This is a genomic window from Pseudoroseicyclus aestuarii (assembly GCF_003217255.1).
Taxonomy (GTDB): Bacteria; Pseudomonadota; Alphaproteobacteria; order Rhodobacterales; family Rhodobacteraceae; genus Pseudoroseicyclus; species Pseudoroseicyclus aestuarii.
Genome location: NZ_QJTE01000001.1, coordinates 148444 through 161220, shown reverse-complemented (window position 1 = coordinate 161220; position 12777 = coordinate 148444). Strand labels below are relative to the sequence as shown.

At 68.0% G+C, this 12777-nt stretch carries 13 protein-coding genes; 7 read left to right on the top strand and 6 right to left on the bottom strand.

Features of this window, described 5'->3' with window-relative positions; genetic code table 11:
• Positions 1-40: 40 nt before the first annotated feature.
• Positions 41-664 carry an acyl-homoserine-lactone synthase gene (locus tag DFP88_RS00815; RefSeq protein ID WP_110812553.1) on the bottom strand — a complete coding sequence of 208 codons (624 nt, stop codon included), beginning with the start codon at positions 662-664 and terminating at the stop codon, positions 41-43.
• A gap of 85 nt (positions 665-749) precedes the next feature.
• Positions 750-1361 carry a helix-turn-helix transcriptional regulator gene (locus tag DFP88_RS00810; RefSeq protein ID WP_245904619.1) on the bottom strand — a complete coding sequence of 204 codons (612 nt, stop codon included), beginning with the start codon at positions 1359-1361 and terminating at the stop codon, positions 750-752.
• 128 nt (positions 1362-1489) lie between these two features.
• On the opposite strand from DFP88_RS00810, the gene DFP88_RS00805 reads away from it, so the two are divergent.
• The 3 genes from DFP88_RS00805 to DFP88_RS00795 all read left to right on the top strand — a co-directional run bounded on the left by DFP88_RS00805 (position 1490) and on the right by DFP88_RS00795 (position 4154).
• Positions 1490-1975, top strand: coding sequence for an autoinducer binding domain-containing protein (locus DFP88_RS00805; RefSeq protein ID WP_146227393.1), 486 nt, complete (start codon positions 1490-1492; stop codon positions 1973-1975).
• A gap of 87 nt (positions 1976-2062) precedes the next feature.
• Positions 2063-3097 (top strand): FliG C-terminal domain-containing protein, encoded by a 1035-nt coding sequence (locus DFP88_RS00800; RefSeq protein ID WP_110812551.1) that lies wholly within the window; start codon positions 2063-2065, stop codon positions 3095-3097.
• Between the two features lie 142 nt (positions 3098-3239).
• Positions 3240-4154 carry a lysophospholipid acyltransferase family protein gene (locus DFP88_RS00795; protein WP_110812550.1) on the top strand — a complete coding sequence of 305 codons (915 nt, stop codon included), beginning with the start codon at positions 3240-3242 and terminating at the stop codon, positions 4152-4154.
• Here the strand turns inward: DFP88_RS00795 and DFP88_RS00790 are convergent.
• Positions 4151-4852, bottom strand: coding sequence for a DUF1223 domain-containing protein (locus tag DFP88_RS00790; protein WP_110812549.1), 702 nt, complete (start codon positions 4850-4852; stop codon positions 4151-4153). The genes DFP88_RS00795 and DFP88_RS00790 overlap by 4 nt on opposite strands.
• Before the next feature lie 232 nt (positions 4853-5084).
• On the opposite strand from DFP88_RS00790, the gene acnA reads away from it, so the two are divergent.
• Both acnA and DFP88_RS16785 read left to right on the top strand, forming a co-directional pair.
• On the top strand, positions 5085-7862 hold the full coding sequence (acnA, locus tag DFP88_RS00785; protein WP_110812548.1) for an aconitate hydratase AcnA: 2778 nt from the start codon (positions 5085-5087) through the stop codon (positions 7860-7862).
• Positions 7863-7963: 101 nt separating this feature from the next.
• A complete protein-coding gene (locus DFP88_RS16785) occupies positions 7964-8632 on the top strand; it encodes an alpha/beta hydrolase family protein (protein ID WP_146227391.1) in 669 nt (222 codons plus the stop codon).
• Positions 8633-8638: 6 nt separating this feature from the next.
• Here DFP88_RS16785 and DFP88_RS00775 read toward each other — a convergent pair whose 3' ends face one another.
• Together DFP88_RS00775 and DFP88_RS00770 are read right to left on the bottom strand one after the other, a co-directional pair.
• A complete protein-coding gene (locus tag DFP88_RS00775; protein WP_110812546.1) occupies positions 8639-9133 on the bottom strand; it encodes a GFA family protein in 495 nt (164 codons plus the stop codon).
• A 51-nt stretch (positions 9134-9184) separates the two neighbouring features.
• Positions 9185-9850, bottom strand: coding sequence for an SOS response-associated peptidase (locus DFP88_RS00770; protein ID WP_110812545.1), 666 nt, complete (start codon positions 9848-9850; stop codon positions 9185-9187).
• Between the two features lie 128 nt (positions 9851-9978).
• Here DFP88_RS00770 and DFP88_RS00765 point away from each other — a divergent pair, with 128 nt between their 5' ends.
• Positions 9979-11178 carry an MFS transporter gene (locus tag DFP88_RS00765; protein ID WP_110812544.1) on the top strand — a complete coding sequence of 400 codons (1200 nt, stop codon included), beginning with the start codon at positions 9979-9981 and terminating at the stop codon, positions 11176-11178.
• Here the strand turns inward: DFP88_RS00765 and DFP88_RS00760 are convergent.
• Positions 11175-12281, bottom strand: a complete 1107-nt coding sequence (locus tag DFP88_RS00760) for an NADH:flavin oxidoreductase (RefSeq protein WP_110812543.1) — start codon at positions 12279-12281, stop codon at positions 11175-11177. The two genes, DFP88_RS00765 and DFP88_RS00760, sit on opposite strands and share 4 nt — an antisense overlap.
• 98 nt (positions 12282-12379) lie before the next feature.
• Between DFP88_RS00760 and DFP88_RS00755 the strand changes: the two genes are divergently transcribed.
• Positions 12380-12742 (top strand): winged helix-turn-helix transcriptional regulator, encoded by a 363-nt coding sequence (locus DFP88_RS00755; protein WP_110812542.1) that lies wholly within the window; start codon positions 12380-12382, stop codon positions 12740-12742.
• The last annotated feature ends 35 nt before the right edge of the window (positions 12743-12777 follow it).

The following is a 12777-nucleotide window of genomic DNA, read 5'->3' as shown; positions in this document are numbered from 1 at the left end:
ACCGGCGCCGCCCGTCGCAGTCCCCCCTAAAAGACCCGCCTCAGGCGGCCAGGGGCTGCTCGACCTCGCGCACCCGCTGGGAGGCGCGGCAGGGCATCGTCAGGACCGCGTAGCGCCGCCCGTCGGTGGCGTTGACGTAAGGCTCGCCCAGCCGCTCTGCCCCGAAGCCCAGCTGCCGCAGCGTGCGCGTCAGCGAGAGCGGCGAGAGCGAGATCAGCTGCGAGGCGCCGCCCCGCCCCGCCACGTCGACAAGCCCGCCGACGATCAGCGACAGGCAGCGCGCGCGGTCGGTCGCCCCCTTCACCTCGTCCGAGATGACGAGGCGAGTGCATTCCCAGACCTCGGGGCTGGCGACGTCGCCGGGCATGACCGCGGGGGGGATATCCCCCAGCTTGCCCATCAGGGCGTCTCGCAGCATGTAGCTGTGCTGCCCCCATTGCGCCGTGGTCGGCATGGTGCGCGCCCCGCCGATCACCATCCCGTCGCGCAGGACCAGTGAATAATGGGCCAGTGGATTGTCGTACTGATCCATCTCCAGAACCGAATCATGCGGGATGTCCCAGTTCAGGGTATCGACGAAGAACCGCTTCCTGAGGGCGAGAAAGCCGAAGAAGGCCTCGCCGCGGGTGTGCAGGGACGTGAAGCCGAAGGTGATGTGTTGCATGGAACCTCTCCAAATGGACATGGCCATTTATCGAAGTCCGGCAGGCTGAATCATACCCTGCGTAAATAGCGAAATTGCAGGATCGTCAGATCAGGCCGAAGTCGCTGGCCAGCGTGGCCGCCTGCGTGGCGGTGGCGGCGTCCAGCTTGATCCGCGCGTTCTTCAGCCGCTGCTTGATCGCGCCGTCCGTCACCCCGATCTCGTAGGCGATCTGCTTGATCCGCAGGCCGTTCTTGACCATGCGCAGCACCTCGATCTCGGCCCGCGTCAGGTTGGTGGGCGGCGATTTCTCGCGGTGCAGGGCCTCGACCAGGGCCAGCAACCGCACCGCCTCTGCATCGTCGTATTCGCGGTCGTCGCGCATGAACATGCCCCAGGACCGCTCCGGCCCCTTGGCATCCGTCACCGCCGCGACGAGGCCGTAGACCATGCCGAAGCGCTTTGCCTGTTGCAGCACGCCCACCGGATCGCTCTGCGCGAGCTCGCTGCAGCGCACTGTGCCGGTGTGGCCATGGACCCAGCGCATGACCGGATCGTCCAGCAGCAGGCCGCCTCGGGTGTAGTGATCGACCCAGGCCTTTGGCAGGGCGTTGACCTCCTCGATCGGGAAGGCAAAGCCGACCCTCAGCGCCAGGTAGTACCCTGCCGGGGCGAGACCGGGCAGAGCGTCACGATCGGCGGCCTTGTCATCGTACAAACCACTGTCCTTTCCGCCCAAAGGCGCCACCACGGTCGAACCGATCCAAAAGTCTAGGTGTTCCCGTTTATGAAGATAGTTTACTGTATGAGGTTGGGCAAGAATTGCCCGGAAAGGTTGGCAACGACGTGATCCGATCCAAAGAGATGGGCCGTTCCCTCGGCCGCCTGAAACAGCTTGCGCCGGCGGGATTCGCGATGGCGCTGCACGTGGCCTTCACGACGCCCGCCTTCATGTTCCGGACCTACTCGCGCGAATGGACCGATGCCTATACCCGGCGCGGGCTGATCATGACCGATCCCACCGTGCGCTGGGGCCTTCGCAACACCGGAATGATCCGCTGGTCCGACCTCGCGCCCGAGGACGAGGCCGGCATCCTGGCCATCGCGGCCGAATACGGCCTTGCCCATGGCGTCACCTATGCCACGCAGACGGGCGGCAGCCGGTCGGTCTGCAGCTTCGCCCGCTCGGATCGCGATTTCTCGCAGCAGGACTGCGACGAGATCGCGGACCTGGCCGAGACGATGCACGGGCTGACCGCCAACGAAGAGACGCTGCACCCGGAGTTCCGGGAGAGCCTGCGGCAGATGGCGGTGACCTTCAGCCAGCCCTGACCTGCGGGTCGTGAAGGCGGCGCTAACCATCTGGCAAGGAGGCCCGGTGCAGGATCATCCTGCCCGCCTTCAGCGCAGAGGTCCGCCATGCCCAGCCTCGCCGGAACCGATCCCGCCACCCTGTCCCGCCGCCGCAAGGCGGCGCTGGTGGTGCGCCTGCTGCTGTCCGACGGACGCAAGCTGGCGCTGAACAACCTGCCCGAGGACGTGCAGCTTAACCTGACGCGAGAGCTTGGGACGCTGCCGATGGCAGATCGCGGCATCCTCTCGCAGGTGGTGCAGGAATTCGCGGACCAGGTGGAACAGCTGGGCGTGCCCGCGATGGGCGGCGTCGACAAGGCGCTCGCGGCGCTGGCCGGTCAGATCAGCCCCGCCGCCGCCGCGCGGCTGCGCGCCGAATCGGCCGGCACCTACGGATCGGACCCCTGGGTCCAGATCATCGAGCTCGAGCCCGCGGAGCTGCTGCCGATCATGCAGGACGAAAGCACCGAGGTTGCCGCCGTCACCCTCTCGAAGCTGCCGGTCTCCAAGGCGGCCGAGGTGCTGGGCCGCCTGCCCGGGGAACGGGCGCGGCGCATCACCTACGCGATGTCGCAGACGGCGAGCGTGCTGCCCGAAGCAGTAAGCCGGATCGGCCAGGCGCTCGCGGCAGAGCATTGCACGCGGCCCGCCCCGGCTTTCCCGATCCCGGCCAGCAACCGCGTCGGCGCGATCCTGAACTCCGCCCAGTCGCAGATGCGGGATTCGGTGCTCGACGGGCTGCATCAGGACGACGCCCCCTTCGCCGAAGAGGTGCGGCGCGCGATCTTCACCTTCCCCGACATCCCGACCCGCGTCGCCCCGACGGATATCCCCAAGCTCGCGAAAAGCTTCGACCAGGAAGAGCTGGTCACCGCCCTTGCCGCCGCCGCCGGAGCCGGCGGGCCGGAAGGACTGGCGGGCGACTACATCCTGTCCAACATGTCCAAGCGCATGGCCGAGCAGCTGCGCGAGGAGATCGCCGAGAAGGGCCGCATCCGCAAAGGCGATGGCGAGGCCGCGATGCAGAAGCTGGTGACGCTGATCCGCGACCGCGCCGATGCCGGCGACATCGAGCTGTCGGTCCCGGACGAGGCCGAGTGATCCGCAGCCCCGCCCCGGGGCAGCGGCGCGGGTTTGCCGGCCCGCGCCGCGCCCGGCTTGGCTTCGCCGCGCCAAGGGCCTAGGTCTGCCCGATGCGGGCGGCCCCAGCGCCACCCGGTGGCGCAACGGGAAGGACGGGCGCATGGCGGCGCGCAAGGCCACGGCCGAGGGGACGAGGACGGATTGGATCGCCGACCGGGCGATGCGCGGCCTGATCGCCGGCGCCCATGGCCTGCCCTATCCCGCACGGGTGGCGGCGATGGGCCGCCTCAGCCGCCGCGCCGTGGCGCCGCTGGCCGGCTACAGGCGCCGCGCCTTGGCGAACCTCGCTCTGATCTGGCCGGATATGCCCGAGGCGCGCCGCCGCGCCATTGCCGCTGACTGCTGCGAGAACCTCGGCCGCACGCTGATCGAGAATTACTCGCGCCGGGACTTCGCGGCGCGCCTGGCCCGGGTCGAGCCGCGGGGCGAGGGTCTCGCGCCGCTGGCCGAGGCACGCGAGGCAGGCCGCCCGGTGATCTTCGTCACCGGCCATTTCGGCAACCACGAGGCACCGCGCGTGGTTCTGACCCGCTTGGGCTACACCATCGGCGGCCTCTACCGCGCGATGTCCAATCCCTATTTCAACGCCCATTACGCCGCGACGATGGAGGACCTCTCTGGGCCCGTCTTCGCCAAGAGCCGCGCGGGCACCACCGGCTTCGTCCGCCACCTACGCGGCGGCGGCATGGCCACGCTGCTTTTCGACGTGCACGAGCGGGGCGGCACGCCGATCCCCTTCCTCGGGCGCCCGGCCAGCACCTCGCTGTCAGCCGCGCAGCTGGCGCTGCGCTACGACGCGCTGCTGGTGCCCTACTTCGGCATCCGGCAGCCGAACGGCCTCGACTTCGAGGTCGCGGTCGAGGCCCCGATCCCGCATGGCGACCCGGTGGAGATGACGCGCGAGATGACGCGCCGGCTCGAGGCGCGGATCGAGGCGCATCCCGGTCAGTGGTTCTGGATCCATCGCCGCTGGAAGGGCGGTGCCGGCAAGGCGCGTGCCGGCGGCGCGGATTAGTCCAGCCGCGCGGCGGCGAGGATCGCGCCCGGCCCGTGGTGGCCGGTGGCCTGCACGAGGACGGCGCCCGGCCCCCCGCCCTGCGGCAGCTGCATGCGCAGCGGCGTGCTGCCATCCCACTCGCCCAGCACCTCCCAAGAGGTGACGATATTGGCGTAGGTCAGGGTCCGGCCCGCATTCTCGCCGGCCTCTATCTCGACCCGCGACTCGGGCTGGTAGTGCACGAGGTGGATCGCCATGGGCCGCGGCGCCTGGGCGGCCGGTGCGGTCAGCCACAGCCCGTCCGCCCCCTCTTCCAGCGCGACATGGACCTCTTCGGGCGCCTCCTCATGGGCCTGGATCGCGTCCATCAGCTCTATCGGCCGGGCGCCGGTGACCTGCCTGCGGCCGCCGACGACGAACTGCGGCGTGTAGATCGTGCGCTCCCCCGCCTCGGCGGCGTAGTGCTGCTGGCGGCTGGTATAGGCCTGATCGGCGAAGCGGTCCGGCCAGCCGATGTAGTCCCAGTAGTCGACATGCAGCCCCAGCGCGATGACATCGTCGCGCCGCGAGAGGTCGGCCAGCATCTCGTCCGCCGGCGGGCAGGAGGAGCACCCCTGCGAGGTGAACAGCTCCACCACCACCGGATCGTCACCGGCGCGCACGCCGCCGGCGAGCAGCGTGACCGCCGCGGCCGCGCCAAAGATGATCCTGCGCATGATGGGCTCCCCAGCTGCCTCAGTGCCCGACAGGCTTAACCTGACCGCTTCCGTCAGGCCAATCAACCAAGCGCGAGAGAGCCGGACCGTAGGTCATGCAGCGCCGGGCCGCCACTGGACTTCGGTGTGCGATGGTATACATCACGGGGCACGGCCAGACTTGATCGCTTGCGGGCCCTGGGGCACAAGCGGATTGCAGAGCCGAGCCATACAGCCAGAAGGGGCACGCAGCATGCCGATCACCGTTGGGCAGGACAGCGCCAAGACCCGGCGCACCTTGACCGCAGGCTCCCAGAGCCTTGCCTATTATTCCATCCCCGCTGCCACCGAAGCAGGCCTTGGCGATTTCTCTCGCCTGCCCGCCTGCCTCAAGGTGGTGATGGAGAACCTGCTGCGGTTCGAGGACGGCGGCTTCTCGGTCTCGACCGACGACATCAAGGCCTTCGCCGAATGGGGCGCGCAGGGCGGGAAGAACCCGCGCGAGATCGCCTATCGCCCGGCCCGCGTCTTGATGCAGGATTTCACCGGCGTTCCGGCGGTCGTGGACCTTGCCGCGATGCGCGACGGCATCCTCGGCCTCGGCGGTGATGCGCAGAAGATCAACCCGCTGAACCCCGTGGACCTTGTCATCGACCACTCGGTGATGATCGACGAATTCGGCAACCCGCGCGCCTTCGCGATGAACGTGGAGCGCGAGTACGAGCGCAACATCGAGCGCTACCAGTTCCTGAAGTGGGGCCAGAAGGCCTTTGAAAACTTCCGCGTCGTCCCGCCGGGGACCGGCATCTGCCACCAGGTGAACCTCGAGTATCTCGCGCAGGTCGTCTGGTCCGACACCGACCAGAACGGTGAAGAGGTCGCCTATCCCGACACGCTCGTCGGCACCGACAGCCACACCACCATGGTCAACGGCGCCGCCGTTCTGGGCTGGGGCGTCGGCGGGATCGAGGCCGAGGCCGCGATGCTGGGCCAGCCGATCTCCATGCTGATCCCCGAGGTCGTCGGCTTCGAGCTGACCGGCCGCATGATGGAAGGCACGACCGGCACCGACCTCGTCCTCAAGGTCGTCGAGATGCTGCGCGAGAAGGGCGTCGTCGGCAAGTTCGTCGAATTCTACGGCGAAGGCCTCGATCACCTGCCGCTGGCCGACCGCGCGACGATCGGCAACATGGCCCCCGAATACGGCGCCACCTGCGGCTTCTTCCCGATCGACGCCGAGACCCTGCGCTACATGGAGCAGACCGGCCGCGACAAGGACCGCATTGCGCTCGTCGAAGCCTATGCCAAGGAAAACGGCATGTGGCGCGGCGACGACTACGCCCCGGTCTATACCGACACGCTGCACCTCGACATGGGCACCATCGTGCCAGCGATCTCGGGCCCCAAGCGCCCGCAGGACTACATCGCCCTCGACAAGGCCTCGACCACCTTCGGTGAGTACATCAAGGCCCAGCGCAGCGCGCAGGACACCTCGGCCAAGTCTGAGATCCGCTGGGAAGGCGAAGGCGGCCAGCCCGAGCCGATGGACATCCCCGGTGACGAGGGCCACCACCAGCGCGGCTATGTCGCCACCGACGACGGCCACTACCAGCTGCACGACGGCAGCATCGTGATCGCCTCGATCACCAGCTGCACCAATACCTCGAACCCTTACGTGATGATCGGCGCCGGCCTCGTCGCCCGCAAGGCGCGCGCGCTTGGCCTGACCCGCAAGCCCTGGGTCAAGACCTCGCTCGCCCCCGGCAGCCAGGTCGTGTCGCACTACCTCGAGGCGGCTGGGCTGCAGGAGGATCTGGACGCCATCGGCTTCAACCTCGTGGGCTATGGCTGCACCACCTGCATCGGCAACTCCGGCCCGCTGGAGCCCGAAATCTCGAAGGCGATCAACGACTACGACTTGATCGCGACCTCGGTCCTCTCGGGTAACCGCAACTTCGAGGGGCGGATCAGCCCCGACGTGCGCGCGAACTACCTCGCCTCCCCGCCGCTGGTCGTGGCTTATGCGCTGGTCGGCGACATGAACGTCGATCTGGCCCATGGCGTCATCGGCCAGGACAAGGACGGGAACGACGTCTACCTCAAGGACATCTGGCCGAGCCAGGCGGAGATCGCCGACCTCGTCCAGAAGACCGTGACGCGCGAGGCCTTCCAGTCGAAGTACGCCGATGTCTTCAAGGGCGACGACCGCTGGCAGGGCGTCGAGACGCCGGACAGCGAGACCTACGACTGGCCGCCGGCATCGACCTACGTGCAGAACCCGCCCTACTTCCGGGACATGGACCCCGAGCCGGGCCAGATCCACGACGTGGAGGGCGCCAAGGTCCTCGCCATCCTGGGCGACATGGTCACCACCGACCACATCAGCCCCGCCGGATCGTTCAAGGACACGACCCCCGCCGGCAAGTACCTGGTCGAGCACCAGGTGCCCCAGCGCGAGTTCAACTCCTACGGCTCGCGCCGCGGCAACCACGAGGTGATGATGCGCGGCACCTTCGCCAACATCCGCATCCGCAACGAGATGCTGGACGGGGTCGAGGGCGGCTACACCAAGGGGCCTGACGGCAGCCAGATGGCGATCTACGACGCCGCCATGGCCTGGGCCGAGCAGGATCGCCCGCTGGTGATCTTCGGCGGCGAGCAATACGGCGCCGGCTCCTCGCGCGACTGGGCGGCCAAGGGCACCGCGCTTCTGGGCGTGAAGGCGGTCATCGCCGAAAGCTTCGAGCGTATCCACCGCTCGAACCTCGTCGGCATGGGCGTCATCCCCTTCGAGTTCACCGGCGGCGACACCCGCAAGACGCTGGAGCTGATGGGCGAGGAGACGGTCGACATCAAGGGCCTGTCCGACGTCAAACCGCTCTCGGAGGTGACGGCGACGATCACCTACGCAGACGGGTCGACGAAGGACGTCACCCTGCGCTGCCGCATCGATACCGCCGTGGAGATCGAGTACATCCAGAACGGCGGCGTGCTGCACTACGTGCTGCGGAACCTGGCGAAGGCGGCCTAAACAACTTAAGGTTGCATGACTTTTGGCGTCGCGCTATTCTAGCGCGGCGCCATTTTATTTTTCGGCGCCATCTCAAGACTTATCTTGATTGAGGTCTTTTTATGGAAATCATTAACGCTGCCAATCTGATAAAGGAAATCTACAGCTCAAGGGATCGCATCGACGTTCATACCGAGATTGACTTATCGGGCGTACAGGCGGCCTACCTGAATGATGGCACACTAATTATTCCCGGCACAAACGAGTTCAGCGATTGGTACCGGTTCAACTTTGATGTGTACGATCTATTCGGAGGGACGGCAGAGGGTTTCGATGTCGCTCGGGGCGATAGCGGTGCGTCATACCACGCCGGCTTTCTAGAGCACGCTACAACTGTATATGCCTTCGCAAAACCACTGAAACCCAAGCTCATAATCGGTCATTCCTTGGGAGCGGCCTCTGCGCAAATTGTTGGAAGCTCTCTTCAAATTCCGGCACTTTGCTTTGCGTCGCCTAAGACGCTCCGAAGCTCTCAGCGCATCAAGGGCGAGGACTTCGTGATGAATATCTGCCGTAGCGATGATACGGTCTGCCATGTCCCCATGGGGTTCCTAGGCTTCAGACACATCGGAAAGACCCTCTGGCTGAACCCCCAAGGATCTAATGCAGGTCAGGACCATCGGATCGACGAATACCTCGAACTCATGGAACACGAGGTTTTCGAGGACCTCCTTCCGAAAGGGTGGCCCGAGGAATTGCGTGAAGAAGTCGCCGAAGCGCTGACGGATTAGTTTCCGCTACTCCACCCAAAGCCCTCTCTCCTTGTGCCAGTCCTCCAGCGACTGCTGCGGGTAGCGGTCGAAGACGGCGTCCTCCGGCCCCGCCTCCACCGCCACCCAGTCCGGCTTGAAGTCGAGCATGATGTGCACCGAGGAGGGCGGCACGGGCAGCTCCGTGTCGATGACGCTGGCGAAGGGGTGGATCAGCTCGGACCAGGAGGGATCGAAAACCCAGAGCGCGGTGCCGCATTTCGTGCAGAAACGGCGCTCGCCGGAGCTGACCTCGCAATGGCCCGCCTCGTCCGCGATCTCGGCGTGGAAGACGCCGATCGCCTCCTCGCCCTCGACCGTCAGCGTCTCGGCGCGGGCCGAGAGGTTGATGGCGTAGCCGCCGCCCCCTTGGGTCTTGCGGCAGATCGAGCAGTAGCAGCGCATGAAGGGCACCGGCGCGTGGCTTTCGCAGGAAAAGCGGACGGCGCCGCAGCGGCAGGATGCGTTGAGGGTCAGGGTCATGGTCGTACCTCCTGACGCGCCAGATGGCGCGGTCGGGCGATGCGTAAACCCCTAGGCCTCCACCGGCTGGGTCAGCTCCGGCCCCGCGGCGCGGTTGGAGTTCACCGCACGGTCCACGCGGTGAAAGGCGAGCACCCCCTCCTCGGCGGGGCGCATCAGGGGCGCCGCGCCATGCCCCGCCTCCCCCAGCCACAGCGGCCAGTCCGGGGCCTCAAGCACCACGGGCATGCGCGCATGGATCGCGGTCATCGTGCCCTGCGCCGCGCAGGAGACGACGGCGCAGGTGGTCAGCGGACCGCCCTCCCCCGCCCAGTCCTGCCAGAGCGCGGCGAAGGCGAGCGGCGCGCCGTCGCGGCGGTGGACGAACCAGGGCAGCTTCGCGCCGCCCTCGCCCAGGGTCCATTCGTAGTAGCCGCTGGCGGGCAGGATGCCGCGGCGCTGGCGCACGGCCTCGCGGAAGGCGGGCTTCTCGGCCACCGTCTCGGCGCGGGCGTTGATCAGCAGCGGCCCGCCATTCGGTGCCTTGTACCAGCGCGGCAGCAGGCCCCAGCGCATCGCCCGCAGCCGCCGCGCGCCATCCTGCGCAGTGACGACGGCGACATCGTTCGTCGGGCAAACGTTGTAGTTCGGCCCCTCGGGCAGGTCGTTCGACGCCGCGGCCTCGAAGACCTGCGCCATCGCCGCATGCGGCAGCGTGATCGCCATGCGTCCGCACATCGCGCCTCTCCTCTCGGACCCGCGGCCAATCTGCCGCCCCGGCGCGCGCGGGTCCAGCCCCCGGCTTGAGCCTGCGCGCCAGCGCGGTATGGCTGTCCCGGCTGCCCCCCGCAGCGAGAGGAGCCCCCATGTCGCGCGCGACCCTGCTGGCCAGCCTGGCCTTTCTGGCCTTCATCAGCCTCGGCCTGCCGGACGGGCTGCTGGGCGTCTCATGGCCCTCGATCAGCCGCGGCTTCGATGTCGCGCTCGACAACCTCGGCCTCGTCGCCGCCGCGACCACGGCGGGCTACCTGACCTCGAGCTTTCTCGGCGGGGCGATCCTGCGGCATGTCTCGCTCGGCATGGTGCTGGCGGCCTCGACCCTCGCGGCGGCGCTGGCGCTGCTGGGCTTTGCCGCCGCGCCCGCCTTTCCGCCGCTGCTGGTGCTGGGCGTGCTGGCGGGGCTGGGCGGCGGCGCGGTGGATGCCGGGCTGAACGCCTATGGCGCCCGGCACTTCAGCGCCCGCACGCTGAACTGGCTGCATGCCTTCTTCGGCCTCGGCACCACGCTGGGGCCGCTGATCGTGACCGGCGTTCTCAGCGCGGGTCTCAGCTGGCGACTGAGCTACGTGATCGTCGGCGTGGCGCAACTGGCGCTGGCGGCGACTTTCCTCGCCACCCGCGCCCGCTGGGCCGAGGACCCCGAGGCCATCGCCGCCGCCGAGGAGGCCGCGCCAGATATGCCGGATGCCAGCACATGGGCAACCCTGCGCCGCCCCTCGGTCTGGCTGGGGATGGGCCTGTTCTTCTTCTACAGCGGGATCGAGATGGCGACCGCGCAGTGGAGCTATTCGCTGATGACGCTGGAGCGGGGGATCGATCCGACCCGCGCCGGCGTCTTCGTCACCCTCTACTGGGGCAGCCTGATGGTGGGGCGCGTACTTTTCGGGCTGATCGCCGACCGGGTGCCGCTGGTGCCTGTCCTGCGCGGCTGCATGATCCTGGCGCTGCTGGGCGCGCTGCTGTTCTGGCTGCAGCCGACGCCCGCCCTCGCGCTGGCAGGGCTGATGGGCATCGGCTTCTTCCTGGCGCCGATCTTCGCCTCGCTCGTGGCGATGACGCCCGAGCGGGTGGGCCGCGCCCATGCCGACAGTGCCATCGGCTTCCAGATCGCCTCCGCCGGTCTTGGCGGCGCGGTGCTGGTGGCGCTGACGGGCTGGGCCACGCGGATCTGGGGCCTCGGCGTGATCGGCATCGCCATCGTGCTCTTCGCCGCCCTCCTCTGGGCCTTCTACGAGGGGTTCATCCGCCGCACGGCGCGGCGGATGAACCTCTCCGACCCCGCCTAGGCCAGCGTTGCGAGGTCGGCGGCGTCGAAGCCCCTGAGGTCCTCGCTTAGCCCATCTCGGACCTTGCGCGGCCAGTCGGGGTCGCTGATCAGCGCGCGGCCTACCGCGATCAGGTCGAACTCCCCGCGCTCCATCCGCGCGGTCAGCCGGCCCAAATCCGTAGTCTGCGAGCTTTCGCCCGTAAAGGCTGCGAGGAACTCTCCCGACAGGCCGACAGAGCCGACGCTGATCGTCGGACGCCCCGTCACCTTCTTGGCCCAGCCGGCGAAGTTCAGCCCCTCTTCGCCGTCGATCTCGGGGAATTCCGGCTCCCAGAAGCGGCGCTGGGAGGCGTGGAAGATATCGACGCCAGCCTCGGCCAGCGGCTGGAGCCAGGCCTCCATCTCGGCCGGGGTAGTGGCGAGGCGCGCGGCGTAATCCTGCTGTTTCCACTGGCTCAGGCGCAGGACCAGCGGAAAGTCCGGGCCGACGGCAGCGCGGGCGGCCTTGACTGCCTCGGCGGCGAAGCGCGCGCGCTCCGGCAGGGTCTGCCCGCCCCAGGCATCCTCGCGCAGGTTGGTCCCCGCCCAGAGAAACTGGTCGATCAGGTAGCCATGCGCGCCGTGCAGCTCCACCAGATCGAAGCCAAGGCGCTTGGCGTCGCCCGCCGCACGGCCGAAGGCGTCGATGGCATCGGCGATATCCTCGTCGGTCATCGCCACGCCTCGCGGATCGCCCGGCCCCACGAGGCCCGAGGGGCTTTCGACCGGGGCCTCCGGCTCCCAAGCGCCAGCGCGGGTGGAGCCGGTATGCCAAATCTGCGGCCCCATCCGGCCGCCGGCGGCATGGACCGTGTCGATCACGCCCTTCCAGCCGGCCAGCGCGGCCTCCCCGTGGAAAAGCGGGATGCCGGCGAGGTTGCGGCTGGCGGGGCGGTCGATCACCGTGCCCTCGGACAAAATCAGCCCGGCGCCGCCCTCGGCCCGGCGGCGGTAATAGTCGGCTTGCGGCTGCCCGGGGATGCCCTCGGGCGCCTGGGCCCGGGTCATCGGTGCCATGACGATGCGGTTGGCAAGCTCGAGCGCGCCAAGGCGGAACGGCTGAAACAGGATATCGGTGGACATGGAAGGCTCTCCAGTTGATCTGGACGCCTAGGTATAAAATAGATACCTGAGCGCAAGAACGCACTTTCAGACCATCAGGTGCAGCGAAGGTAACCACCATGACCCAGCAGCCCACATGCTTCAGCGCGGGATGCCCGAACCGCGCCCTCTTCTCCGAGATCGCGGACAAATGGTCGATGATGATCCTCCATGTCCTCGACGAGGGGCCGCAGAGGTTCAACTACATCAAGCGCCAGCTCGAGGGGATCAGCCAGAAAAGCCTGACCCAGACCCTGCGCAAGCTCGAGCGGAACGGCCTTGTCCACCGCGAGGTGATCGCCAGCTCGCCGGTGGCGGTGCGCTATGAGATCACGCCGCTGGGCCGATCGCTGCAGTCCCCCTTCCGCGCGCTCTACCGCTGGACCTACGAGAACCTCGGCGCAGTCGAGACGGCGCGACAGGCCTACGACCAGCGGCTCTGAGATCCCCGACAAAAAACGGGCGCGTCCGAAGACGC

Coding starts and splice junctions, on each gene's coding strand:
- DFP88_RS00815 (WP_110812553.1), bottom strand. CDS start 664: ATGCAACACATCACCTTCGGCTTCACGTCCCTGCACACCCGCGGCGAG.
- DFP88_RS00800 (WP_110812551.1), top strand. CDS start 2,063: ATGCCCAGCCTCGCCGGAACCGATCCCGCCACCCTGTCCCGCCGCCGC.
- DFP88_RS00795 (WP_110812550.1), top strand. CDS start 3,240: ATGGCGGCGCGCAAGGCCACGGCCGAGGGGACGAGGACGGATTGGATC.
- DFP88_RS00790 (WP_110812549.1), bottom strand. CDS start 4,852: ATGCGCAGGATCATCTTTGGCGCGGCCGCGGCGGTCACGCTGCTCGCC.
- acnA (WP_110812548.1), top strand. CDS start 5,085: ATGCCGATCACCGTTGGGCAGGACAGCGCCAAGACCCGGCGCACCTTG.
- DFP88_RS16785 (WP_146227391.1), top strand. CDS start 7,964: ATGGAAATCATTAACGCTGCCAATCTGATAAAGGAAATCTACAGCTCA.
- DFP88_RS00775 (WP_110812546.1), bottom strand. CDS start 9,133: ATGACCCTGACCCTCAACGCATCCTGCCGCTGCGGCGCCGTCCGCTTT.
- DFP88_RS00770 (WP_110812545.1), bottom strand. CDS start 9,850: ATGTGCGGACGCATGGCGATCACGCTGCCGCATGCGGCGATGGCGCAG.
- DFP88_RS00765 (WP_110812544.1), top strand. CDS start 9,979: ATGTCGCGCGCGACCCTGCTGGCCAGCCTGGCCTTTCTGGCCTTCATC.
- DFP88_RS00760 (WP_110812543.1), bottom strand. CDS start 12,281: ATGTCCACCGATATCCTGTTTCAGCCGTTCCGCCTTGGCGCGCTCGAG.
- DFP88_RS00755 (WP_110812542.1), top strand. CDS start 12,380: ATGACCCAGCAGCCCACATGCTTCAGCGCGGGATGCCCGAACCGCGCC.